This is a genomic window from Pseudomonas sp. B23(2017), assembly GCF_002113725.1.
In the GTDB taxonomy this organism is placed as follows: domain Bacteria; phylum Pseudomonadota; class Gammaproteobacteria; order Pseudomonadales; family Pseudomonadaceae; genus Aquipseudomonas; species Aquipseudomonas putida_Z.
This window is the reverse complement of record NZ_NEJM01000023.1, coordinates 13,231-34,935: the sequence shown is the minus strand read 5'-3', so window position 1 is coordinate 34,935 and position 21,705 is coordinate 13,231. Positions and strand designations below refer to the sequence as shown.

Here is a 21,705-nt window from a genome sequence, read left to right as displayed (position 1 = left end):
AAGTACCCGGCAGCCTTTTTAACCTGGATAACGTGATGCGCAGTCCCTATTGGTTGTTCCTCGTCCTGCTCCTGCTGCTGGGTGGCCTGCAGTACCGCCTGTGGGTGGGTAATGGCAGCCTGGCGCAAGTGACCGAGCTGAAGCAGCAGATTGCCGAGCAGCATGCCGAAAACGAGCGCTTGCTCGAGCGCAACCGCGTGCTCGATGCCGAAGTGCTGGAGCTGAAAAAAGGCATGGAGACCGTTGAAGAGCGGGCTCGCCACGAATTGGGGATGGTCAAAGAGGGCGAAACCCTCTTCCAGTTGCCACAGAAATGATCGAAACCTTACCGGCCTTCTGGGCCGTGATTCCTGCTGCGGGCGTAGGTGCCCGCATGGCTGCCGACCGCCCCAAGCAGTACCTGGAGCTGGCCGGGCAGACCATTCTCGAGCACAGCCTCGACTGTTTTCTTGGCCACCCGATGCTCAAGGGCGTGGTGGTAAGCATTGCCGAAGATGACCCGTACTGGCCTCGCCTGCGCTGTGCCAGCGACCCGCGCATCCAGCGCGCCGCAGGCGGCCGCGAGCGTGCCGACTCGGTGCTCAATGCCTTGCTGATGCTGCATGCCCAAGGGGCGGCGGACAGCGACTGGGTGCTGGTGCATGATGCCGCGCGACCGAACCTGGCGCGCAGCGATCTGGACAAGCTGTTGTCGGAACTGGCGGACGACCCGGTTGGTGGCCTGCTGGCGGTGCCGGCGCGCGATACCCTCAAGCGGGCCGATGCCGATGGCCGGGTGGGCGCTACCGTCGACCGCAGCACCATCTGGCAGGCCTATACGCCGCAGATGTTCCGCCTGGGGGCGTTGCATCGGGCGCTGGCCGAGTGCCTGGTGTCGGATGTGTTGGTAACCGACGAGTCCTCCGCCATCGAGTGGTCCGGCCAGGCGCCGCGGCTGGTCGAAGGGCGCAGCGACAACATCAAGGTGACCCGGCCGGAAGACCTGGAGTGGTTGCGCCAGCGTTGGGCAGGGCGCCGCTGAATTTCTTGCTCCTGTGCCGGCCTCTTCGCGGGTAAACCCGCTCCCACAGGTATCGCACATCCCTTCAGGTTTGCGCTGTACCTGTGGCAGGGCGCCGCTGAATTTCTTGCTCCTGTGCCGGCCTTTTCGCGGATAAACCCGCTCCTATAGGTATCGCACATCCCTTCAGGTTTGCGCTGTACCTGTGGGAGCGGGTTTACCCGCGAAGGGGCCAGACCAGCCAGCACAAGGTTTCAGTTCAAGCGATACTCCGGCAGCCCCGCCAACCCTTCCTTCAGGTAATCCACCAGCCGCCGTACCTTCGGCGAAAGGTGCCGCTGCTGCGGATACAGCGCCCACACCGCGGTATTCGGCGGCTGGTGCGCCTCCAGCAACGACACCAGCGCACCACTGTTCAAGTGCTCCAGCACGTAATAATCCGGCAACTGGCACAACCCCATCCCCTGCAGCGCCGCGTCCAGCACCGCCTGCCCGCTGTTGCAACGCCAGTTGCCCTGCACTCGCTGGCTGATCTCGCGGCCGTCCTGCTGCAGCGCCCACAAATCCGAGCTGCCCACCAGGCAATTGTGCCGCGCCAGTTCCGACAGGCTGTGTGGCCGACCGTAACGTTCCAGGTAGGCCGGCGAAGCGCACAGGTACATGCGCCGGGGCGCCAGGCGGGTTGCCACCAGTCGTGAATCGGCCAACCGGCCCAGGCGGATGGCCAGGTCCATGCCTTCGTGCACCAGGTCGAGGGTATGGTTGCTCAGTTCCACATCCACCCGCAGCTGCGGGTACAGCGCCATGAACCGTGTCACCAGCGGCACGATGAAGCGCTCGCCATAGGCCACCGCGCAGGTCATGCGCAGCAACCCCTTGGGCTCGCTGGCCAGGTCGCCCATGGCGCGCAGGGCTTCCTCGCGGCCATCCTGCAGGCGCTGGCAGTGCTGCAGGAATGTCTGCCCGGCCTCGCTCAGGGTCACCCGCCGGGTACTGCGGTACAGCAGGCGCGTCTGCAGCCGTTCCTCCAGCCGGGCGATCTGCCGGCTGATGTGCGACGAGGAAACCCCCAGGCGCTCGGCGGCCGCGGTGAACTGGCCCGACTCGGCCACGGCGACGAACTCGTCGATGCCTTCCCAGCGGCTGCTCATTGATTATCCCTGTATGGCAATAATGTTTTGTCTTTGGCCGGATTATTCATCAAAAGGCGGTGAATTACACTGCCAGACTGAATCGACCCTCTGTCTGGAGACCTTTGATGATCAAGTCCCGTGCTGCCGTAGCCTTCGAAGCCAAGAAACCCCTGGAAATCGTCGAAGTCGACGTGGCCATGCCCAAGGCCGGTGAAGTGCTGCTGCGCGTGGTCGCCAGCGGTGTCTGCCACACCGACGCCTACACCCTGTCGGGCGCCGACCCGGAGGGCATCTTCCCGTCGATCCTCGGCCACGAAGGTGGCGCGATCGTCGAGGCGGTAGGCGAGGGCGTCACCTCGGTCGCCGTCGGTGACCACGTCATCCCGCTGTACACCCCGGAATGCGGCAAGTGCAAGTTCTGCCTCTCGGGCAAGACCAACCTGTGCCAAGCCATCCGCGCCACCCAGGGCAAGGGCCTGATGCCGGACGGCACCACGCGCTTCTCCTACAAAGGCCAGCAACTGTTCCACTACATGGGTACCTCGACCTTCTCCGAGTACACCGTGCTGCCGGAAATCTCCGTGGCCAAGATCCAGAAAGAAGCGCCGCTGGAAAAGGTCTGCCTGCTGGGTTGTGGCGTCACCACCGGTATCGGCGCGGTGCTCAACACCGCCAAGGTCAAGCCGGGTGACACCGTGGCCATCTTCGGCCTGGGCGGCATCGGCCTGTCGGCAGTGATCGGTGCGGTCAAGGCCAAGGCGTCGCGCATCATTGCCATCGACATCAACCCGGCCAAATTCGAAATCGCCCGCCAGCTGGGTGCCACCGACTGCATCAACCCGAAAGACTACGACCGCCCGATCCAGGAAGTGATCGTCGACCTCACCGACGGCGGCGTGGACTTCTCCTTCGAGTGCATCGGCAACGTGCAGCTGATGCGTGCTGCGCTGGAATGCTGCCACAAGGGCTGGGGCGAGTCGGTGATCATCGGCGTGGCCGGTGCCGGCCAGGAAATCGCCACTCGTCCGTTCCAGCTGGTCACCGGCCGCGTATGGCGTGGTTCGGCGTTCGGTGGCGTACGTGGCCGCAGCGAGCTGCCAAGCTACGTGGAAATGTCCGAGAAGGGCGAGATCCCGCTGGATACCTTCATCACCCACACCATGGGCCTGGAAGACATCAACAAGGCCTTCGACCTGATGCACGAAGGCAAGAGCATTCGCAGCGTGATCCACTTCTGAGGTTTGCCATGAGCCTGGATAACATCTCCTGCCAGAAGAGCTTCGGCGGCTGGCACAAGCGTTACCGGCATCACTCCAAGGTGCTGGGCTGCGACATGGTGTTCGCCGTCTACCTGCCGCCGCAGGCCGAACAGGGCGAGAAGCTGCCGGTGCTGTACTGGCTCAGCGGCCTCACCTGCACCGACGAGAACTTCATGCAGAAGGCCGGCGCCCAGCGCCTGGCCGCGGAGCTTGGGTTGATCATCGTCGCCCCCGACACCAGCCCGCGTGGCGAGCAGGTGCCGGGTGACCCGGACGGTGCCTGGGACTTCGGCCTGGGTGCCGGCTTCTACCTCAATGCTACTCAGCAGCCCTGGGCCCAGCACTACCGCATGCACGACTATGTGGTGGAGGAGTTGCCCGCGTTGATCGAGGCGCACTTCCCGGCTTCGGGCGAGCGCAGCATCAGTGGCCACTCCATGGGTGGGCATGGCGCGCTGGTGTGCGCCTTGCGCAACCCGGGGCGCTACCGCTCGGTGTCGGCGTTCTCGCCGATCAGCAACCCGATGGATTGCCCGTGGGGCGAGAAAGCCTTCAGCCGCTACCTGGGTGAAGACCGTGCGCGCTGGCGCGAGTGGGATGCCAGCGTGCTGCTGGCCGAGACCCCGGCCGGCGAATGCCCGCCTTTGCTGGTGGACCAGGGCGACCGCGACGACTTCCTCGAGAAGCAACTCAAGCCTGAAGCCCTGGAGCAGGCGGCACGCAAAGGTGGGCATGAACTGACCCTGCGCCTGCAGCCTGGCTATGACCACAGCTACTACTTCATCGCCAGCTTCATCGAGGAGCACCTGCGTCATCATGCGGTGGCCTTGGGGCGGGTGTAAGGCGTAGCTGTGGTGCTTGCTTCATCGCAGGCAAGCCAGCTCCCACCTCGACCGCATGGGCATCGGGCCTGTGCCATACCTGTGGGAGCTGGCTTGCCGGCGATGGGCTGCGAAGCAGCCCCAATGCCTCAAAAGCAGGTAGAATCACGCCCTGACTCATTCAGGGCGTTTTTCTATGCGTATTGGCCACGGCTACGATGTGCACCGTTTCTGCGACGGTGATTTCATTACCCTGGGCGGGGTGCGTATCCCCCACAAATACGGCCTCCTGGCCCACTCCGATGGCGACGTGCTGCTGCACGCCCTGAGCGATGCCTTGCTTGGCGCGGCGGCGCTGGGTGACATCGGTAAACACTTCCCCGACACCGATCCACAGTTCAAGGGCGCCGACAGCCGGGTGCTGCTGCGCCATGTGGTCGGCATCGTCCAGGCCAAGGGCTGGAAGGTCGGCAACATCGACGCCACCATCGTCGCCCAGGCGCCGAAGATGGCCCCGCACATCGAGACCATGCGCAAGCTGATCGCCGAAGACCTGCAGGTCGAACTCGACCAGGTCAACGTCAAGGCTACCACCACCGAGAAGCTCGGCTTCACCGGCCGCGAGGAGGGCATCGCCGTGCATTCGGTAGCCCTGCTGCTGCCAGCATGACCGAACTGGAACTGCTGGGCCCGCGCGCATCGGGCGAACCACTGGGTACCGCCGTCCTCAAGGCGGTGGCCGAGGATTTCCAGGTCGACGAAGTGCTGGATATCCCCCTCTCGGGCCAGGGCGAACACCTGTGGCTGTGGGTCGAGAAGCGTGACCTGAACACCGAAGAGGCGGCCCGCCGCCTGGCCCGTGCCGCTGGGGTGCCGGTGCGCACGATCAGCTACGCCGGCCTCAAGGACCGCCAGGCCCTGACCCGCCAGTGGTTCAGCCTGCACCTGCCAGGCAAGGCCGACCCGGACCTGTCGCGTGCCGAGGATGCCAGCCTGCGTGTGCTCAAGCAGGTGCGCCACCAGCGCAAGCTGCAGCGCGGTGCGCATTCGGCCAACGGCTTCACGCTGCGCCTGACTGCCCTGGCTGCCGATCATCAAGCGGTGGATGCGCGCCTGGAACAGCTCAAGCAGCACGGTGTGCCGAATTATTTCGGCACCCAGCGCTTCGGCCATGGTGGCGGCAATGTTCACGACGCTCTCGATTGGGCCGCACGCAAGGCCCTGCCCGAACAGCGCAACGTGCGTTCGCGGTTGCTCTCGGCCGGGCGCAGCTACCTGTTCAACCAGGTGCTGGCAGCCCGTGTTGCCGACGGCAGCTGGGCGCGTGCGCAGGTGGGCGACCTGTTGGCGTTCACCACGAGTCGTAGCTTCTTTCCTGCTGGGGAGTCGGAATGTTCCGATCCTCGGCTGGCGATCCTTGACCTGCATCCGACCGGCCCGCTGTGGGGGGCAGGCGATTCGCCGGCTACGGGGAGTACTGCGCAACAAGAGGATGCGATCGCCGCACGGCAGCCGGCACTTTGCCAGTGGCTGGCCTTGGCGGGCATGGATCACGAACGACGCATTCTGCGGCTCCCTATTGGCGGTCTTACGTGGCATTATCCGGAGCCTGATATCCTGCAACTGGAATTCGTCCTTCCGGCCGGATGCTTCGCCACCGTGGTGGTGCGCGAAGTCGTGGATCTGGTGTCGGCGGGGCAGACGGACAGCTCATGCGTATTCTGATTTCGAACGACGACGGTGTTACCGCACCCGGCATCGCCGCGCTGCACGCTGCGCTGGCGGATTACGCCGAGTGCGTGGTTATTGCCCCGGATCAAGACAAGAGCGGCGCCAGCAGTTCGCTGACGCTGGACCGGCCACTGCATCCGCAGACCTTGGCCAATGGCTTCATCAGCCTCAACGGCACGCCGACCGACTGCGTGCACCTGGGGCTCAATGGGCTGTTGCCGCAGGCGCCGGACATGGTCGTGTCGGGGATCAACCTCGGTGCCAACCTGGGCGACGACGTGCTCTATTCGGGCACGGTCGCGGCCGCGTTGGAAGGCCGTTTTCTTGGCGGTACCTCGCTGGCGTTTTCGCTGTTGTCGCGCCAGCCGGACAACCTGCCAACCGCGGCCCATATCGCCCGCCGCCTGGTCGAGGCGCAGTCGCGCCTGGCCTTGCCGCCGCGCACCGTGCTCAACGTCAACATCCCCAACCTGCCGCTGGAGCACATTCGTGGCATCCAGCTCACCCGCCTCGGTCACCGGGCGCGGGCGGCGGCGCCGACCAAGGTGGTCAACCCGCGCGGCAAGGAAGGCTACTGGATCGCCGTGGCCGGGGATGCCGAGGATGGTGGCCCGGGTACCGACTTCCACGCGGTGATGCAAGGCTATGTATCGATCACTCCGCTGCAGCTCGACCGCACCTTCAGTGATGCCTTCGAGCAGCTCGACGGTTGGCTGGAGGGCCTGCTCTGATGCGCGAGGACGATATGCTGCGGCGTGGCATCGGCATGACCTCCCAGCGTACCCGGGAGCGGCTGATCCAGCGCCTGTGCGAGGAGGGCGTTTCGAACACCAAGGTGCTCGACGTGATCCGTCGTACCCCGCGCCACCTGTTCGTCGACGAGGCGCTGGCGCATCGCGCCTACGAAGACACCGCGCTGCCGATCGGCCACAACCAGACCATCTCGCAACCGTTCATGGTTGCCCACATGAGCGAGCTGCTGCTCGAGGCCGGGCCGCTGGACAAGGTGCTGGAGATCGGCACCGGCTCGGGCTACCAGACGGCAATCCTGGCCCAGTTGGTCGAGCGGGTGTTCTCGGTGGAACGCATCAAGGTGTTGCAGGACCGGGCCAAGGAGCGCCTGGTGGAACTGAACCTGCGCAACGTGGTGTTCCGCTGGGGCGACGGTTGCGAAGGCTGGCCGGCGCTGGCGCCGTACAACGGCATCATCGTCACCGCCGTGGCGCCGGAAGTGCCGCAGGCATTGCTCGACCAGCTGGCGCCCGGTGGCCGTATGGTGATCCCGGTGGGGCCAGCCGGCGAAACCCAGCAGCTGATGCTGATCGTGCGCGAGGAGCATGGATTCTCCCGCCGCGTGCTGGGGGCAGTGCGCTTCGTACCGCTGCTCAACGGCCCGCTGGCCTGAACACTGCTGGTTCGAGCCGCGCGATATTTTTGCGCCAGCACCGAATTCTTGCAGCAACGCCCTGTCTATCTGGCGGGGTGAAGCGCTAGCGCACAGCGTGTGCCATGGCTTTGCAGCAGTCTTTCACCAACCCTGCCAATGCGGGCGGGCTTGGTTATAATTGCAATAATATTGCATTTCTTGTCTTCATATCGTTTTCGGCACCATGAGGGGAGCGCGGGTGGGTCACACAGTCATTCGGCAGCGCAAGGACGGGTCGGGTTTCACGCTTCTGGTGATTGCACTGGCCATGGGCACGCTACTGGTGGGTTGCTCGAGCACCAGCAGCAACAGCGCGCGGGTGGTCGACCGCAATAACACCGTGCCCAAGCGCCCGGCGGTAACCACCGGGCAGTACATCGTCAAGCCTGGCGATACGCTGTTCTCCATCGCCTTCCGTTATGGCTGGGACTACAAGGAACTGGCTGCGCGCAACGGCATCGCGGCGCCTTACACCATTCGCCCGGGGCAAGCGATTCGTTTCAGCAGCGGCTCTACCGGCAGCACCACGGTGGTGTCCAGCCCGTCGTCGTCGAGCAAGACCACGGTCATCCGGCGGCCTGTGGGAAGCACCAGCACACCCCCTGCCAGCACCAGCAAACCGGCCACGCCGGCAGCCTCCAGCAGCGCCCCGGTGGTCGCCACGGTGCCTGCCGCGGAGCGCGCGGTAGGCGGCTGGACCTGGCCTGCCAATGGCGTGCTGATTGGAAAATTCGCTTCAAACGGTAGTTTGAATAAAGGCATTGATATCGCCGGTGATTTGGGACAGCCTGTTTTTGCTGCGTCTGATGGTGCAGTGGTGTACGCCGGGAGTGGCTTGAGGGGCTACGGCGAACTGATCATCATCAAGCACAGCGATACCTACGTCAGTGCCTACGGCCATAACCGCAGGCTGTTGGTTCGGGAGGGGCAGCAGGTCAAGGCAGGGCAGTCGATTGCTGAAATGGGGTCCACGGGCACAGATCGGGTGAAGCTGCATTTCGAGATTCGCCGCCAGGGCAAACCCGTCGATCCGCTCCAGTTCCTGCCACGTCGTTGACCGTTGTACCCGGCCTGTTCCTGTGATGTAGAGGGGACAGGCTCCAGCGCTGCCAGGGAGATAGGTGCCGCTCGAGTCTGAGTTCGAACTCAGCAAAGGACTATAACAATGGCTCTCAGTAAAGAAGTGCCGGAGTTTGACATCGACGATGACCTGCTTCTGATGGAGACAGGTATCGTTTTGGAAACGGATGTGGTGTCAGACGAACCTGCTGTATCTTCGGTTCGGACGAGGGCCAAGTCGGGCTCTTCGCTCAAGCAACACAAGTATATCGATTACAGCCGGGCGCTCGATGCCACCCAGTTGTATCTCAACGAGATCGGATTCTCGCCTCTGCTTTCGCCGGAAGAGGAAGTGCACTTTGCGCGCCTGTCGCAAAAGGGCGACCCTGCCGGCCGCAAGCGCATGATCGAAAGCAACCTGCGCCTGGTTGTAAAAATTGCCCGTCGTTACGTGAACCGCGGCCTGTCGCTGCTCGACCTGATCGAGGAGGGCAACCTGGGGCTGATCCGTGCCGTCGAAAAGTTCGACCCGGAGCGTGGTTTCCGGTTCTCGACCTATGCGACCTGGTGGATTCGCCAGACCATCGAGCGGGCGATCATGAACCAGACCCGCACCATTCGCCTGCCGATCCACGTGGTCAAGGAACTGAACGTCTACCTGCGCGCTGCGCGCGAGCTGACCCAGAAACTGGACCACGAACCCTCGCCAGAAGAAATCGCCACGCTGCTGGAAAAACCGGTCGCCGAGGTCAAGCGCATGCTGGGCCTGAACGAGCGGGTGTCTTCGGTGGATGTGTCGCTCGGCCCGGACTCGGACAAGACCCTGCTCGATACCCTGACCGACGACCGCCCGACCGACCCGTGCGAACTGCTGCAGGATGACGACCTGTCGCAGAGCATCGACCAATGGCTGGGCGAGTTGACTGACAAGCAGCGTGAAGTGGTGGTGCGCCGCTTTGGCCTGCGCGGGCATGAAAGCAGTACCTTGGAAGATGTCGGCCTGGAGATTGGCCTGACCCGTGAGCGGGTGCGGCAGATCCAGGTCGAGGGGCTCAAGCGTTTGCGTGAGATCCTCGAGAAGAACGGCCTGTCCAGTGAGTCGTTGTTCCAGTAGCGGAAGCCTGCAACACAAAGCGCCCCGATGATTTCGGGGCGTTTTTGTATGTTTCGATCAGAGGTGCCCCATTCAAAATTGCCGGGGGCGCTTTGCGCCCCTTTCGCGACACAAGGCCGCTCCCACAGGTATTTCATCGCCTTCGAATGCGCCACTATCCTGTGGGAGCGGCCTTGTGTCGCGAAAGGGCTGCAAAGCAGCCCCAAGACATTATGTACTGCGCTACCCCAGTAACATCGCGTGTAAGCCTTTGCTTACTTGTTTTGTAAGCCTTCTATGTACGTTTCAGTAAATCATTGTCGTATCCAGATCCTGCGTTTTCCCAACTCATTGAAAAACCTGGCTTATTCAGCTGTGAGGAAATGTGTCACCTGCAACACCCTGTGAGGTTTAGCGGTTGCCCGCCCGGTTCAAGTCGCTAGTATTCGAACTGTGCACAGGGACATGCACAGGCTTTCAGGAGGAAAGCCAGGGACGTCGCAAGAGGCGATTTCATCAGGATGATGTTTGGGACAAGCAGGGACTACGGAAAAAATGTGGGCGGGTCAAACCGCCCCTTTTTTTTGCCCGCAGAAAACAAAAAAGGCCCCAAGGGGCCTTTTTCGTGTCCGGACGCTATCAGCGCTCCAGGTCTGCAATCTTGCCAGTCTTGCCATCCCACTCTTCAGCGTCCGGCAGGGCGTCCTTACGCTCGGTGATGTTCGGCCAGATTTCCGCCAGTTCGGCGTTCAGCTCGATGAAGTTCTCCATGCCCGCAGGCACTTCGTCTTCCGAGAAGATGGCTTGCGCTGGGCATTCCGGCTCGCACAGAGCGCAGTCGATGCACTCGTCCGGGTGGATGACCAGGAAGTTCGGGCCTTCGTAGAAGCAGTCCACCGGGCAGACTTCCACGCAGTCGGTGTATTTGCATTTGATGCAGTTGTCGGTGACGACGAAGGTCATTTCTAATTCTCTCCTCAGGCGACGGCGGCGGCCCTTCCTCTCAGGGCCGCGCGGTTTGCGGGCATGTGGCTGCAGGCCAGGCTAATAACCTGCAGCACCAGCAAACCGCGGCGGATTCTACCAGCTTGTAGTGGGCGCCGTTATAACAGGTTCTTTAGTTGATATAGCATTTCGATAGCTTGACGCGGGGTCATATCGTCCAGCTGCAGCTTGCCCAGCTTCTCGATGGCCGGGTGTGGCAGGCTGGCGAACAGGTCGCTCTGGTGCGGGACCTGTGGCACGTCCTTGGCCTTTTGGGCCGGGGGCTGTTCATGCGGCAGGCTGGTGGTTTCCAGCCTTGCCAGGTGTTCACGGGCACGCTGGATGACGGCCGTCGGCACGCCGGCCAGCTGCGCCACGGCCAGGCCGTAGCTCTGGCTGGCAGGGCCAGGCAGCACGTGGTGCAGGAACACGATGCGTTCGTTGTGCTCGGTGGCGTTAAGGTGCACGTTGGCCACCAGCGGCTCGCTTTCCGGCAGCACGGTGAGCTCGAAGTAGTGCGTGGCGAACAGCGTGTAGGCACGCAGCTGGGCCAGGCGCTCGGCGGCGGCCCAGGCCAGCGACAGGCCGTCGAAGGTACTGGTGCCACGGCCCACTTCGTCCATCAGCACCAGGCTGCGGTCGGTGGCGTTGTGCAGGATGTTGGCGGTTTCGCTCATCTCGACCATGAAGGTCGAGCGGCCGCCGGCCAGGTCGTCGCTGGAGCCGATGCGGGTGAAGATGCGGTCAACCAGCGACAGCTCGCAGCTGGCAGCCGGCACGAAGCTGCCGATATGCGCCAGCAGCACGATCAGGGCGGTCTGGCGCATGTAGGTGGACTTACCGCCCATGTTCGGGCCGGTAATGATCAGCATGCGTGTGCTGTTGTCCAGGCCCAGGTCGTTGGCCACGAACGGCGTGGTCAATACCTGTTCCACCACAGGGTGGCGGCCCTGCTCGATGCGCAGGCACGGCTCGTCGACGAAGTGCGGGCAGTTCAGGTCCAGGTTCAGTGCACGTTCGGCCAGGTTGCTGAGCACGTCCAGTTCGGCCAGGGCGGCGGCGCTGTCCTGCAGCGGTGCCAGGTGGCTGATCAAGGTTTCCAGCAGGGCGTCGTAGAGCATCTTTTCGCGGGCCAGGGCGCGGCTCTTGGCCGACAGGGCCTTGTCCTCGAACGCCTTCAGCTCCGGGGTGATGAAGCGCTCGGCGCCTTTCAGGGTCTGGCGGCGGATGTAGTCGCCCGGGGCCTGCTCGGCCTGTTTGGTCGGCAGCTCGATGAAGTAGCCATGCACCCGGTTGTAGCCGACCTTGAGGTTGGCCAGGCCGGTGCGGGCCTTTTCCCGGGCTTCCAGGTCGATCAGGAACTGGCCGGCGTTCTCGCTGATCGCCAGCAGCTCGTCCAGTTCGTTGTCATAGCCGGCCTTGAGCACGCCGCCATCGCGGATCACCGCTGGCGGGTTGTCGATGATCGCCCGTTCCAGCAGGCTGGCCAGTTCGGGGTAGGTGCCGGTAATGGCGGCCAGGCGTGCCAGGTGCGGCGCCTCCAGCTCGGCCATGGCGTTCTGCAGCTCGGGCAGCGCGCCCAGGGCATCGCGCAGGCGTGCCAGGTCGCGTGGGCGGGCGTTGCGCAGGCCGATACGGGCGAGAATCCGCTCGATATCGCCGATTTCCTTGAGCTGCGGCTGCAGCTTCTCGAAGCGGTAGCCGTCGAGCAGGCAGCGGATCGAGTCCTGGCGTGCCTGCAGCACCTTGAGGTCGCGCAACGGGCGGTTCAACCAGCGGCTCAGCAATCGGCTGGCCATGGCGGTCTGGCAGCGGTCGATCACCGACTGCAGGGTGTTGTCACGGCCGCCGGCCAGGTTGATGTCCAGCTCCAGGTTGCGGCGGCTGGCGCCGTCGAGGATGACCGTGTCGTCCAGGCGTTCGTGGCGCAGGCTGCGCAGGTGCGGCAGGGCGGTGCGCTGGGTTTCCTTGGCATAGATCAGCAGGCAACCGGCGGCGCCGATGGCCAGGGTCAGCTTGTCGCAGCCAAAGCCCTTGAGGTCCTTGGTCGCGAACTGCTGGCACAGGGCCTTGCGCGCCGAGTCGCGGTCGAAGTCCCATGGCGCACGGCGACGGGCGCCCGGGCGTTTCTCGGCAGGCAGGTCGCGCGGCCAGTCGTCGGGGATCAGCAGCTCGACCGGGTTCAGGCGCTCGAGCTCGGCCAGCAGGTTTTCCCAGCCCTTGATCTCCTGGACGCTGAAGTTGCCACTGGTGATGTCCAGTACGGCCAGGCCGAACAGGCGCTCGTCACCGAGCAGCGCGGCAATCAGGTTGTCGCGACGCTCGTCGAGCAGGGCCTCGTCGCTGACCGTACCCGGGGTGATGATGCGCACCACCTGGCGTTCCACCGGGCCCTTGCTGGTGGCGGGGTCGCCAATCTGCTCGCAGATCACCACCGATTCGCCGAGCTTGACCAGCTTGGCCAGGTAGCCTTCCAGCGAATGGAACGGAATCCCGCACATGGGGATGGACTGGCCGGCCGACTGACCGCGCGCGGTCAGGGTGATGTCCAGCAGTTTTGCGGCTTTTTTCGCATCTTCGTAGAAGATCTCGTAGAAGTCGCCCATGCGGTAGAACATCAGCTGGTCCGGGTGCTGGTTCTTCAGCTTCCAGTACTGCTGCATCATCGGGGTGTGTGCGGAGAAATCGGAAATTGCTTTATTCATCAAGGGCTTAGAAAGTAGGTCTCAATATTGTGGGGCAAATTGGGGCGTTCTGTGTTGCATGCGCGACGCCGAGACCCACCGGATTTTCAAGCCGCATAGGTTAACACGGCTACCCGGCAGGCTGTACCTGCAAGTCCGGCGAGTGCACAGGGATGCGCTGAAGGCAGGTTGACATCATGGTGGCTCCATGGAGAATTGCCTGCCTTCGCCCATCAGGGATGGCTTGCCTGACGCATTGGCGGTGGCCCGCGGCCCGGTAAAAAGTTATTGCAACAGGTTGATTAGTGCAGTGAGCGCAATTCGTTTTGATGTAGATGCGGTTTTTTGTATTTCCCTCGACACCCGCGCTGACCGGCGCACGCTGTTCAGCGAAACCATCGGGCGACAGCTCGACAACGAAGTGCACTTTCATGTCGTCGAGAAAAACAGCGACCCCAAGCGCGGTTGCTACGAGTCCCATCAGCAACTGGCCCGTCATGCGCTGGACAATGGCCTCGATCGAATCCTGATCTTCGAAGACGATGCCAAGGCCTATGAGTTCGAACCTTCGCGGGTGCGCTGGGTAAACCGCTTCATGCAGAAACGGCCCTTCGAGGCCTTGCACCTGGGCTATTCCATGGGGCGAACCTGGTTGACCTGGTTCCCGTTCATCGCCCGCGGGCGGGTAGTGGCGCTGCATGCCTATGTGCTGTCGCGCGAGGGCTGCCGGATCCTGGCAGAGACGCCCTACGATGGCACCCCGGTGGATGTGGTGGTCAAGCACCGGATCCGCCAGCACTGCGTGTTCCCCATGATGTTCCGCCAGCACGCCGCTGCCGTGGCCGGTAGCGACCTGGAACAGGTGGTGCGCAACGAGGATGAGTGGTGGGAGCGCAACTGGGCCAAGCATCGTCGTTCACCGATGAAGAACATCTGGCGGACCGTGCTTCGGCTGAATTTCTGATTGGTGTGGGCTTCAGGCGGCAAAAATCCAGAGGCGAACATCCTCATGCCCAGCACGCCGCCAGACGCCCATTCCCCATCCCTGAAATGCTAGGGTAGAGGGCAGCCTTCAAGGAGCCCGACATGGACCCGATCACCACGCTTGCCACCCGCCTGGGTGAACACCTGCGCCGTTTCAACGCGCAGGTGACCACCGCCGAATCCTGCACCGGTGGCGGCATCGCCGAGGCCATCACCCGCGTGCCCGGCAGCTCGGCCTGGTTCGAGGCTGGGTACGTGACCTATTCCAACACCCAGAAAACCCTTCAGTTGGGAGTGCCCGCGGCGTTGTTCGGCCAGGTTGGCGCGGTCAGCCAGGAAGTGGTCGAAGCCATGGTCCGCGGCGCCCAGGCCGCCAGCGGCGCGCGCTTTGCCGTGGCGGTGAGCGGCGTGGCCGGGCCGGACGGTGGTTCGCCGGCCAAACCGGTGGGCACCGTGTGGCTGGCCTGGGGCGACGGCAACCATGTGTTCAGCAAGCGGCGCCAGTTTGACGGCGACCGCGAGGCGGTGCGCCGACAGACGGTGATCGCCGCGTTAGACGGCTTGTTACAGCTTGGTGCCGAGTAAATCGACGACAGGGGTTTGCGCGGGCGCTTGCCTGTGGAATAATACTGGCTACTTATACAGGTATTCCGGCCGTCAGGGCCAAGTCGAACACGTGAGGATTTCAATGGACGACAACAAGAAGCGCGCCTTGGCTGCGGCCCTGGGTCAGATCGAACGCCAATTCGGCAAGGGCGCCGTCATGCGCATGGGCGACCACGAGCGCCAGGCTATCCCTGCCATCTCCACCGGCTCGCTGGGCCTGGACATCGCCCTGGGCATCGGCGGCCTGCCAAAAGGCCGTATCGTCGAGATCTACGGCCCGGAATCGTCGGGTAAGACCACGCTGACCCTGTCGGTCATCGCCGAAGCCCAGAAAAACGGCGCCACCTGCGCCTTCGTCGACGCCGAACACGCCCTCGACCCCGAGTACGCCGGCAAGCTGGGCGTCAACGTCGACGACCTGCTGGTATCGCAGCCGGACACCGGCGAACAGGCCCTGGAAATCACCGACATGCTGGTGCGTTCCAACGCTGTTGACGTGATCATCGTCGACTCCGTGGCTGCTCTGGTACCGAAGGCCGAGATCGAAGGCGAGATGGGCGACATGCACGTGGGCCTGCAGGCGCGCCTGATGTCCCAGGCGCTGCGCAAGATCACCGGTAACATCAAGAACGCCAACTGCCTGGTCATCTTCATCAACCAGATCCGTATGAAGATTGGCGTGATGTTCGGCAGCCCGGAAACCACCACCGGTGGTAACGCCCTGAAGTTCTACGCCTCGGTGCGTCTGGATATCCGCCGTACCGGCGCGGTCAAGGAAGGCGACGAGGTGGTCGGTAGCGAAACCCGCGTCAAGATCGTCAAGAACAAGGTTTCGCCGCCATTCCGTCAGGCCGAGTTCCAGATCCTCTACGGCAAGGGTATCTACCGTAACGGCGAGATCATTGACCTGGGTGTTTCCCAAGGCCTGGTCGAGAAGTCCGGTGCCTGGTACGCCTACCAGGGCAACAAGATCGGTCAAGGTAAGGCAAACGCTGCCAAGTACCTGGCTGAGAACCCGGCTATTGGTGCCGAGATCGAGAAGCAGATTCGCGAGAAGCTGCTGACCTCTGGTGCTGTTGCGGCTGCTGGTAAGGCTGCTGCTGCCGAAGCCGATGCCGATGACATGGCCGACGCTGACGCCGGTTATTGATTGCGCGGTAGATAGCCGAACATGTCCGCCGTACTCGACACCCCCGTCGCCATTCGGCGGACAGCCATGGACCTGCTCGCGCGACGTGAGCACGGTCGCGTCGAGCTGACGCGCAAGTTGCGTCAGCGCGGCGCTTCGGACGAGCTGATCGAGCCTGAACTCGACCGGCTCGCCGAAGAAGGGCTGCTTAGCGAAGCCCGTTACCTCGAAAGTTTCATCCGATACCGTTCCAGCTCCGGCTACGGCCCTGCGCGTATTCGCGAAGAGCTAGGCCAGCGCGGTTTGGCACGTGCTGATATCGAGCAGGCGCTACGCGAGAGCGAGGTGGATTGGGGCGAGCGCATGCGTGACGTATGGCAGCGCAAGTTTGCTGGTCAGCGCCCGCAAGACCCCCGCAGCCGTGCCCAGCAGACCCGGTTTCTGGCTTACCGGGGTTTCCCCATGGACATGATCGGCCGCCTGCTCAGTGGGCGTGATATCGACGACTACTGAAGACTGGGGCCGCTTTGCGGCCCTTCGCGGGCTTGCCCGCTCCCACAGGTTTGGTGCAAGGTTCAGAAAATGCGCGGTCCCTGTGGGAGCGGGCAAGCCCGCGAAGGGCTGCAAAGCAGCCCCAATCCAGCCGGCAAACGTTATCTGACCGGCATTAGGGTTTACCCGCGAGTACCGGCACCGCCGCTCCCACAGGTTGCGCGGCGCTTTGGGAATTTGTTCGACAATCAACTGACCTTCAACGCCTCCCTGGCCCGCTGTGTGGTATGCATGGGCTGCGGCTTGGCCCAGTTCTCCGGCAGGTTGATGAAGTCCACCAGCTCGCGCAACCTGCCCTGGTCCCGGCCATTGAAGGCAAATGACAAACGGGTCAGGTGGCTGAAGTTGCCCACTTCGTGCTCGGCACTGCTGTCAGGTTGCTGGTGATACTTGCCACTCAGGCGCAAGTCGGCAAAGCCTTCCTGGATGTCATACAGCGCCGCCTCGCTGAGCGGGTGATGCATGCGGATCACGAACTGGCTCTTCAGCCAGCGGCTGGAGTGGTAGTTGCTGTAGAACTGGTTGATTTCTTCCACTGCCTCGTCAGCGCTGTGCACCAGGCGCAGCAGTTTCAGGTCGCTGGGCAGGATGTAGCGGTTTTCCTCCAGTTGGCGGCTGATGAAGTCCAGGCAGTCGCGCCAGAAGCTGCCACCTGGCGAATCCAGCAGCACCACCGGTACCAGCGGGCTCTTGCCGGTCTGGATCAGGGTCAGCACCTCCAGCGCTTCATCCAGAGTGCCGAAACCACCCGGGCACAGCACCAGGGCATCGGCCTCCTTGACGAAGAACAGCTTGCGGATGAAGAAGAAATGGAACGGCAGCAGCTTGTCGGTGCCGTCCACCGTGGGGTTGGCGTGTTGTTCGAAGGGCAGGGTGATGTTGAACCCCAGGCTGTGGTCGCTGCCGGCGCCTTCGTGGGCAGCTGCCATGATGCCGCCGCCGGCACCGGTGATGACCATCAGGTCGGAGCGTGCCAGGGTTGCGCCCAGTTCGCGGGCCAGGGCGTACATCGGGTGCTCCAGCGGAGTGCGCGCCGAGCCGAACACGGTCACCTTGCGCCGGCCCTTGTAGCGTTCCAGGGTGCGGAACGAATGGTCCAGTTCGCGCAGGGCCTGCAGGGTGATCTTCGCGCTCCAGCGGTCGGTGTCGTCATGGGCCATGCGCAGGATGGTCAGCATCATGTCGCGGTACAGCGGCAGGTTGGGGCTGTTCGGTGCCACCAGTTGCAGTTGTGCGTCGATGTTGCTCAGGTCGATGTTGTTGTCGCGGAAGTGGCTGAACAGCAGTTCACTCGATTGGTAAGGCATGCAACGTCTCCTTCTGCACCAATACCTCTGACCTCAATCTAGACCCTTGCGCTCAATTGTGCCGGAGGGTTCGGCACAGCCGCCCGTCGGCATGCAGCCACGGGGGATGCGGGTTTGGTTAACTGGGTAAAGCGAAACGTGTCGATGCAGGAGGTGGCGGTATGCATCGCTTGATCATCGAAGTGGACCGGCAGCTTTACCAGCAGCTGGAGAATGCGGCCCAGGTGCATCACCTGAGCCTGGAAGCCGAGTGCCGGCGCAGGCTGTCGGGGCTGGAATGCCAGTCGCGCTACCTGCAGGCGCTGCTGGCAGAGATGCGCGCCGATGCCGCTGAAGGGCGCTGGCGCGCCCGTGAAGACGAGAAGGCGTAGCGATCGAAGTTGGTTACTTCTTCTGGTTGCCGGCCACGCAGCTGGCATTGTCGAACGCCTGGTCCATGATCGGCTGGTTGGTCTTGTAGACCGTGAAGCGGTAGACCATGACCGCGCCTTTGGACATCAGGTTGCGGAAACCGCTGTTGCGGCAGACGCTGTCACCCAGCTGGCTGCGTACCTGTTCGGGGTTGGCCTGCATGCGCTCGGCATGCTCCTGGCGCACGCTCAGGTGGTTGACCAGTGCCTTGCCTTCCACGGTGTAACCCTGGTCGAGGATGTCCTCGTTGATGGCTCGCGGGGTGCCGACACTGCTCTCTTTGGCAACCTTCTGCAGCGTGTTGTTCAGGTCGTATTCCTGCTTGGAAGCCGCCTGGGCTGCCAGGGGCAGGACGAGCAGCAGGCTCAGGGCGGGGACGATACGGCGCAGCATGAATCTCTCCTGGTTCGATGACTGGCGCTTTGACATGCGCGGGTCGACGGCGTTCCCTGAAAATCGCGCAGGCGCGCGGCTTGGGGTACGGTAAAAACAGCGATTATAAGGACCGCGCCGCCACCTGCACAGCAATTGCCCCCTGTTCTGGTAGACTGGCGCCCTTAGTTTTTTCCGAGTCATCCTTGTGTCCATTCCCAACCTGTCCAGAGGCCTGCCGGCATGAGCCATGCGGTAGCGCGCCTGCGCGCCGAACGCCTGGCCCGCAGCAACAAGCCCTTCATCGCCCGTGGTTCGCGTGCCGAGCGCTGCCCCGATTGCCGGGTCATCGCCACTCATTGCCTGTGCGCCTGGAAGCCGCGGGTGCAGGCCGAGTCCGGCGTGTGCCTGCTGATGCATGACACCGAGCCGCTGAAGCCCACCAATACCGGCTGGCTGATCGCCGACCTGATCGAGGACACCTCGGCCTTCGGCTGGCTGCGCACTTCGGTCGACGAACGCTTGCTGGCGTTGCTGGGCGATCCGCGTTGGCAGCCCTACATCGTCTTCCCTGGCGAATTCGTTGCCCAGGAGCGGGTGGTCAGCGAGGTAGTACGCGAGCCGGGCAAGCGCCCGCTGTTCATCCTGCTGGATGCCACCTGGACCGAAGCGCGCAAGATGTTCCGCAAAAGCCCGTACCTTGACCGCTTCCCGGTGTTGAGCCTGCAGGCCGAGCAGATGTCCCGCTACCGCCTGCGCCGCTCCAAGCGCGACGACCACTTCTGCACCGCGGAAGTCGCTGCCATGTGCCTGGACCTGGCCGGCGATACCCAGGCCTCGCAGGCGCTGGACGCCTACCTGGACGTATTCAGCCTGCATTACCTGAGCGGCAAGCGGCGCCTGCCGCTGGACGAGCAGGACGACACCCACCAGCGTTTGCATACCTTCCTATAGTCCAAGGGGCACAACCCCTGCTTTGGTTCATAATGACCCTTACCCGAGTGCCCGACACAGAACAGGATCCCCAGATCGATGGCCACTTACGAAATCCTGATTGCCGATGACCACCCGCTGTTCCGTGGCGCCTTGCGCCAGGCCGTTACCCTCGGCCTGGGCCCGGATGTACGCCTGGTTGAAGTCGCCAGCATTGCCGAACTGGAAACCCGTCTGAGCGAAAAAGCCGACTGGGACCTGGTGTTGCTGGACTTGAACATGCCGGGTGCCTACGGTTTTTCCGGGCTGGTGCTGCTGCGCGGGCAATACCCGCAGATCCCCGTGGTGATGGTATCGGCGCAGGAAGAGGCCGCAGTGGTGGTCAAGTCCCGCGAGTTCGGCGCCAGTGGCTTCATTCCCAAGTCCAGCACCCTGGAAGTGATCCAGGATGCGGTGCGCAAGGTGCTCGACGGCGAGGTCTGGTGGCCGCCGCAGGCGTTCGAAAAGGTCGATGTCTCGGCCGAGGCCAAGGCCGCCAGCGAAGGCCTTGCCAGCCTCACGCCGCAGCAGTTCCGCGTGCTGACCATGGTCTGCGAAGGCTTGCTGAACAAGCAGATCGCCTATGAGCTGAACGTGTCGGAAGCGACCATCAAGGCCCACGTGACCGCGATCTTCCGCAAGCTGGGTGTGCGTACTCGCACCCAGGCGGCGTTGTTGCTGCAACAACTTGAATCGGTTGCCAGCAGCTGAGTGCGCGTGGCTTCACGCTTTTTTGACCCGTGCCGGTCTAGTCTGCTGGCCTTTCCGTTGTGAAGTGACTCACATGACATCGCCATTCAAGGGCCAGACCGGCCTCAAACGTATCCTCAACGCCGCCGGCTATTCGCTGGACGGCCTGCGTGCCGCCTTCAAGGGCGAGGCCGCGTTCCGCCAGCTGGTGCTGCTCAACGTGCTGTTGGTCCCGGTCGCCTTCTGGCTGCCGGTCAGCCGTGCGGAGCGGGCGATCATGATCGCCGTGTGCCTGTTGGGCCTGATCGTCGAACTGTTCAATTCGGCGGTGGAAGCAGCCATCGACCGCATTTCGCTGGAGCGCCACCCGCTGTCGAAAAACGCCAAGGACATGGGCAGCGCCGCGCAACTGGTGGCACTGACCATGGTGGCGCTGGTGTGGGGTGTGATCTTGCTTTAAGCGATTGGTGGCAACACGATCTCGTCACTGCGGGTGAAGCCCGCAGTGAAGTTGCGGCACAGTTCGAGAAATTCGCGCATGGCCGAGGTCTGGTACTTCTGTTTGTGCCAGATGAAGTAGAACTGGCGCATCAGGTCCAGCTCCGGGGTTTCTACCGCTACCAGGCTGCCGCGGCGGAAGGCGTCACGCAGGGCCAGGCGCGAGATGCAGCCGATGCCCAGGCCCGACTCCACCGCGCGCTTGATCGCTTCGGTGTGTTCCAGCTCCAGGCGGATGTTGAGGTTGGTGCGGTGGTGGCGCATGGCCTGGTCGAAGGTCAGGCGCGTGCCCGAGCCCTGTTCGCGCAGGATCCACGCTTCCTGGGACAAGGTCTGTACATCGGCGCGGCCCAGCTTGGCCAGCGGGTGCTGCGGCGCGCAGAACACCACCAGCTCGTCCTCGACCCAGGGCTGCACTTCCAGGTCCGGGTGGTTGCAATCGCCTTCGATCAGACCCAGATCAATTTCGTAATGCGCCACCTGTTGCACGATATGCGCAGTGTTCTGCACATGCAGCTTCACCTGGCTTTCCGGGTGCACCTGCATGAAGCTGCCGATCAGCAGGGTGGCCAGGTAGTTGCCGATGGTCAGCGTGGCACCAACCGCCAGCGAGCCGAAACCGGACTTGCCGTTGAGCAGGTCTTCGATTTCCTTGGCCTGGTCGAGCAGGGCCACGGCCTGCGGCAACAGTTGCTGGCCCAGGGCGTTGAGGCTCAGGCGCTTGCCGGCGCGGTCGAACAGCTGGCAGCTGGACTGGCGCTCAAGCTCGGTGATCGAGGTGCTGGCGGCCGACTGCGACAGGGCCAGCACACTGGCGGCGCGCGAAACGCTCTGGTGCTGGGCCACGGCAACGAAGACTTGCAGCTGACGAAGTGTAAATCGCATATCGATATAACCGATAACACATATCTTGATAATCCAGTTAACAGATATTGTCGCTGCCCCTAAACTATCGCGCAACTGCGCGTCTTGCGCGCGCCGCGTCTTTCTTCAG

Annotated in this window: 24 protein-coding genes; 18 read left to right on the top strand and 6 right to left on the bottom strand. The window is 63.3% G+C overall.

Features of this window, described 5'->3' with window-relative positions:
• The first annotated feature begins 35 nt into the window (after nucleotides 1–35).
• Together ftsB and ispD are read left to right on the top strand one after the other, a co-directional pair.
• On the top strand, nucleotides 36–317 hold the full coding sequence (gene ftsB, locus CAG46_RS26165; protein WP_004375443.1) for a cell division protein FtsB: 282 nt from the start codon (nucleotides 36–38) through the stop codon (nucleotides 315–317).
• Nucleotides 314–1,021: a 2-C-methyl-D-erythritol 4-phosphate cytidylyltransferase gene (gene ispD, locus CAG46_RS26160; RefSeq protein ID WP_085619276.1), complete on the top strand. Its 708-nt coding sequence runs from the start codon at nucleotides 314–316 to the stop codon at nucleotides 1,019–1,021. The genes ftsB and ispD overlap by 4 nt, the downstream gene beginning before the upstream one ends.
• Before the next feature lie 233 nt (nucleotides 1,022–1,254).
• Here ispD and CAG46_RS26155 read toward each other — a convergent pair whose 3' ends face one another.
• Nucleotides 1,255–2,151, bottom strand: a complete 897-nt coding sequence (locus CAG46_RS26155) for a LysR substrate-binding domain-containing protein (RefSeq protein WP_015269205.1) — start codon at nucleotides 2,149–2,151, stop codon at nucleotides 1,255–1,257.
• A 107-nt stretch (nucleotides 2,152–2,258) separates the two neighbouring features.
• Here CAG46_RS26155 and CAG46_RS26150 point away from each other — a divergent pair, with 107 nt between their 5' ends.
• From CAG46_RS26150 to rpoS, 8 genes are all read left to right on the top strand, one after another.
• The gene (locus CAG46_RS26150; RefSeq protein ID WP_016712915.1) at nucleotides 2,259–3,371 is read left to right on the top strand and encodes an S-(hydroxymethyl)glutathione dehydrogenase/class III alcohol dehydrogenase; all 1,113 of its coding nucleotides are present in this window, start codon (nucleotides 2,259–2,261) and stop codon (nucleotides 3,369–3,371) included.
• 8 nt (nucleotides 3,372–3,379) lie between these two features.
• Nucleotides 3,380–4,234 carry an S-formylglutathione hydrolase gene (gene fghA, locus CAG46_RS26145; RefSeq protein WP_025337989.1) on the top strand — a complete coding sequence of 285 codons (855 nt, stop codon included), beginning with the start codon at nucleotides 3,380–3,382 and terminating at the stop codon, nucleotides 4,232–4,234.
• 175 nt (nucleotides 4,235–4,409) lie between these two features.
• A complete protein-coding gene (ispF, locus tag CAG46_RS26140) occupies nucleotides 4,410–4,883 on the top strand; it encodes a 2-C-methyl-D-erythritol 2,4-cyclodiphosphate synthase (protein ID WP_015269207.1) in 474 nt (157 codons plus the stop codon).
• Complete coding sequence (gene truD, locus CAG46_RS26135) at nucleotides 4,880–5,938, top strand: tRNA pseudouridine(13) synthase TruD (RefSeq protein WP_085593278.1); 1,059 nt, start codon at nucleotides 4,880–4,882, stop codon at nucleotides 5,936–5,938. Before ispF ends, truD begins: the two co-directional genes overlap by 4 nt.
• Entirely contained in the window at nucleotides 5,926–6,675 is a 750-nt protein-coding gene (surE, locus tag CAG46_RS26130) for a 5'/3'-nucleotidase SurE (RefSeq protein WP_025337991.1), read from the top strand. Before truD ends, surE begins: the two co-directional genes overlap by 13 nt.
• 35 nt (nucleotides 6,676–6,710) lie before the next feature.
• Complete coding sequence (locus CAG46_RS26125; protein ID WP_015269209.1) at nucleotides 6,711–7,349, top strand: protein-L-isoaspartate(D-aspartate) O-methyltransferase; 639 nt, start codon at nucleotides 6,711–6,713, stop codon at nucleotides 7,347–7,349.
• A 220-nt stretch (nucleotides 7,350–7,569) separates the two neighbouring features.
• Nucleotides 7,570–8,427, top strand: a complete 858-nt coding sequence (locus CAG46_RS26120; protein WP_084785063.1) for a peptidoglycan DD-metalloendopeptidase family protein — start codon at nucleotides 7,570–7,572, stop codon at nucleotides 8,425–8,427.
• A gap of 108 nt (nucleotides 8,428–8,535) precedes the next feature.
• Nucleotides 8,536–9,543 carry an RNA polymerase sigma factor RpoS gene (gene rpoS, locus CAG46_RS26115; RefSeq protein WP_013971277.1) on the top strand — a complete coding sequence of 336 codons (1,008 nt, stop codon included), beginning with the start codon at nucleotides 8,536–8,538 and terminating at the stop codon, nucleotides 9,541–9,543.
• 618 nt (nucleotides 9,544–10,161) lie between these two features.
• Here the strand turns inward: rpoS and fdxA are convergent.
• Complete coding sequence (gene fdxA / locus CAG46_RS26110; protein ID WP_004375459.1) at nucleotides 10,162–10,485, bottom strand: ferredoxin FdxA; 324 nt, start codon at nucleotides 10,483–10,485, stop codon at nucleotides 10,162–10,164.
• Between the two features lie 140 nt (nucleotides 10,486–10,625).
• Entirely contained in the window at nucleotides 10,626–13,199 is a 2,574-nt protein-coding gene (mutS, locus tag CAG46_RS26105) for a DNA mismatch repair protein MutS (RefSeq protein ID WP_178080730.1), read from the bottom strand.
• A 301-nt stretch (nucleotides 13,200–13,500) separates the two neighbouring features.
• Here mutS and CAG46_RS26100 point away from each other — a divergent pair, with 301 nt between their 5' ends.
• From CAG46_RS26100 to recX, 4 genes are all read left to right on the top strand, one after another.
• Nucleotides 13,501–14,154, top strand: coding sequence for a hypothetical protein (locus CAG46_RS26100; protein WP_025337994.1), 654 nt, complete (start codon nucleotides 13,501–13,503; stop codon nucleotides 14,152–14,154).
• Nucleotides 14,155–14,276: 122 nt separating this feature from the next.
• Nucleotides 14,277–14,759 carry a CinA family protein gene (locus CAG46_RS26095; protein ID WP_085619272.1) on the top strand — a complete coding sequence of 161 codons (483 nt, stop codon included), beginning with the start codon at nucleotides 14,277–14,279 and terminating at the stop codon, nucleotides 14,757–14,759.
• A gap of 103 nt (nucleotides 14,760–14,862) precedes the next feature.
• Entirely contained in the window at nucleotides 14,863–15,930 is a 1,068-nt protein-coding gene (gene recA, locus CAG46_RS26090; RefSeq protein ID WP_015269214.1) for a recombinase RecA, read from the top strand.
• 21 nt (nucleotides 15,931–15,951) lie between these two features.
• On the top strand, nucleotides 15,952–16,422 hold the full coding sequence (gene recX / locus CAG46_RS26085; RefSeq protein ID WP_085619270.1) for a recombination regulator RecX: 471 nt from the start codon (nucleotides 15,952–15,954) through the stop codon (nucleotides 16,420–16,422).
• A gap of 227 nt (nucleotides 16,423–16,649) precedes the next feature.
• Here recX and CAG46_RS26080 read toward each other — a convergent pair whose 3' ends face one another.
• Nucleotides 16,650–17,768, bottom strand: a complete 1,119-nt coding sequence (locus CAG46_RS26080) for an LOG family protein (protein ID WP_025337997.1) — start codon at nucleotides 17,766–17,768, stop codon at nucleotides 16,650–16,652.
• 161 nt (nucleotides 17,769–17,929) lie between these two features.
• Between CAG46_RS26080 and CAG46_RS26075 the strand changes: the two genes are divergently transcribed.
• A complete protein-coding gene (locus CAG46_RS26075) occupies nucleotides 17,930–18,139 on the top strand; it encodes a hypothetical protein (protein ID WP_025337998.1) in 210 nt (69 codons plus the stop codon).
• 13 nt (nucleotides 18,140–18,152) lie between these two features.
• On the opposite strand, the gene CAG46_RS26070 is transcribed toward CAG46_RS26075, so the two are convergent.
• A complete protein-coding gene (locus CAG46_RS26070) occupies nucleotides 18,153–18,572 on the bottom strand; it encodes a quorum-sensing-regulated virulence factor family protein (protein ID WP_085619268.1) in 420 nt (139 codons plus the stop codon).
• Between the two features lie 222 nt (nucleotides 18,573–18,794).
• Here CAG46_RS26070 and CAG46_RS26065 point away from each other — a divergent pair, with 222 nt between their 5' ends.
• The 3 genes from CAG46_RS26065 (at nucleotide 18,795) to CAG46_RS26055 (ending at nucleotide 20,673) form a co-directional block, all read left to right on the top strand.
• On the top strand, nucleotides 18,795–19,505 hold the full coding sequence (locus CAG46_RS26065) for a tRNA-uridine aminocarboxypropyltransferase (protein ID WP_025337999.1): 711 nt from the start codon (nucleotides 18,795–18,797) through the stop codon (nucleotides 19,503–19,505).
• A gap of 78 nt (nucleotides 19,506–19,583) precedes the next feature.
• The gene (gene erdR / locus CAG46_RS26060) at nucleotides 19,584–20,234 is read left to right on the top strand and encodes a response regulator transcription factor ErdR (RefSeq protein ID WP_025338000.1); all 651 of its coding nucleotides are present in this window, start codon (nucleotides 19,584–19,586) and stop codon (nucleotides 20,232–20,234) included.
• Between the two features lie 73 nt (nucleotides 20,235–20,307).
• On the top strand, nucleotides 20,308–20,673 hold the full coding sequence (locus CAG46_RS26055) for a diacylglycerol kinase (RefSeq protein ID WP_025338001.1): 366 nt from the start codon (nucleotides 20,308–20,310) through the stop codon (nucleotides 20,671–20,673).
• Here CAG46_RS26055 and finR read toward each other — a convergent pair.
• Nucleotides 20,670–21,596, bottom strand: a complete 927-nt coding sequence (gene finR, locus CAG46_RS26050) for a LysR family transcriptional regulator FinR (protein WP_004375481.1) — start codon at nucleotides 21,594–21,596, stop codon at nucleotides 20,670–20,672. The two genes, CAG46_RS26055 and finR, sit on opposite strands and share 4 nt — an antisense overlap.
• Nucleotides 21,597–21,705: the final 109 nt, after the last annotated feature.

Coding starts and splice junctions, on each gene's coding strand:
- ftsB (WP_004375443.1), top strand. CDS start 36: ATGCGCAGTCCCTATTGGTTGTTCCTCGTCCTGCTCCTGCTGCTGGGT.
- ispD (WP_085619276.1), top strand. CDS start 314: ATGATCGAAACCTTACCGGCCTTCTGGGCCGTGATTCCTGCTGCGGGC.
- CAG46_RS26155 (WP_015269205.1), bottom strand. CDS start 2,151: ATGAGCAGCCGCTGGGAAGGCATCGACGAGTTCGTCGCCGTGGCCGAG.
- CAG46_RS26150 (WP_016712915.1), top strand. CDS start 2,259: ATGATCAAGTCCCGTGCTGCCGTAGCCTTCGAAGCCAAGAAACCCCTG.
- fghA (WP_025337989.1), top strand. CDS start 3,380: ATGAGCCTGGATAACATCTCCTGCCAGAAGAGCTTCGGCGGCTGGCAC.
- ispF (WP_015269207.1), top strand. CDS start 4,410: ATGCGTATTGGCCACGGCTACGATGTGCACCGTTTCTGCGACGGTGAT.
- truD (WP_085593278.1), top strand. CDS start 4,880: ATGACCGAACTGGAACTGCTGGGCCCGCGCGCATCGGGCGAACCACTG.
- surE (WP_025337991.1), top strand. CDS start 5,926: ATGCGTATTCTGATTTCGAACGACGACGGTGTTACCGCACCCGGCATC.
- CAG46_RS26125 (WP_015269209.1), top strand. CDS start 6,711: ATGACCTCCCAGCGTACCCGGGAGCGGCTGATCCAGCGCCTGTGCGAG.
- rpoS (WP_013971277.1), top strand. CDS start 8,536: ATGGCTCTCAGTAAAGAAGTGCCGGAGTTTGACATCGACGATGACCTG.
- fdxA (WP_004375459.1), bottom strand. CDS start 10,485: ATGACCTTCGTCGTCACCGACAACTGCATCAAATGCAAATACACCGAC.
- CAG46_RS26095 (WP_085619272.1), top strand. CDS start 14,277: ATGGACCCGATCACCACGCTTGCCACCCGCCTGGGTGAACACCTGCGC.
- recA (WP_015269214.1), top strand. CDS start 14,863: ATGGACGACAACAAGAAGCGCGCCTTGGCTGCGGCCCTGGGTCAGATC.
- recX (WP_085619270.1), top strand. CDS start 15,952: ATGTCCGCCGTACTCGACACCCCCGTCGCCATTCGGCGGACAGCCATG.
- CAG46_RS26080 (WP_025337997.1), bottom strand. CDS start 17,768: ATGCCTTACCAATCGAGTGAACTGCTGTTCAGCCACTTCCGCGACAAC.
- CAG46_RS26075 (WP_025337998.1), top strand. CDS start 17,930: ATGCATCGCTTGATCATCGAAGTGGACCGGCAGCTTTACCAGCAGCTG.
- CAG46_RS26070 (WP_085619268.1), bottom strand. CDS start 18,572: ATGCTGCGCCGTATCGTCCCCGCCCTGAGCCTGCTGCTCGTCCTGCCC.
- CAG46_RS26065 (WP_025337999.1), top strand. CDS start 18,795: ATGAGCCATGCGGTAGCGCGCCTGCGCGCCGAACGCCTGGCCCGCAGC.
- erdR (WP_025338000.1), top strand. CDS start 19,584: ATGGCCACTTACGAAATCCTGATTGCCGATGACCACCCGCTGTTCCGT.
- CAG46_RS26055 (WP_025338001.1), top strand. CDS start 20,308: ATGACATCGCCATTCAAGGGCCAGACCGGCCTCAAACGTATCCTCAAC.
- finR (WP_004375481.1), bottom strand. CDS start 21,596: ATGCGATTTACACTTCGTCAGCTGCAAGTCTTCGTTGCCGTGGCCCAG.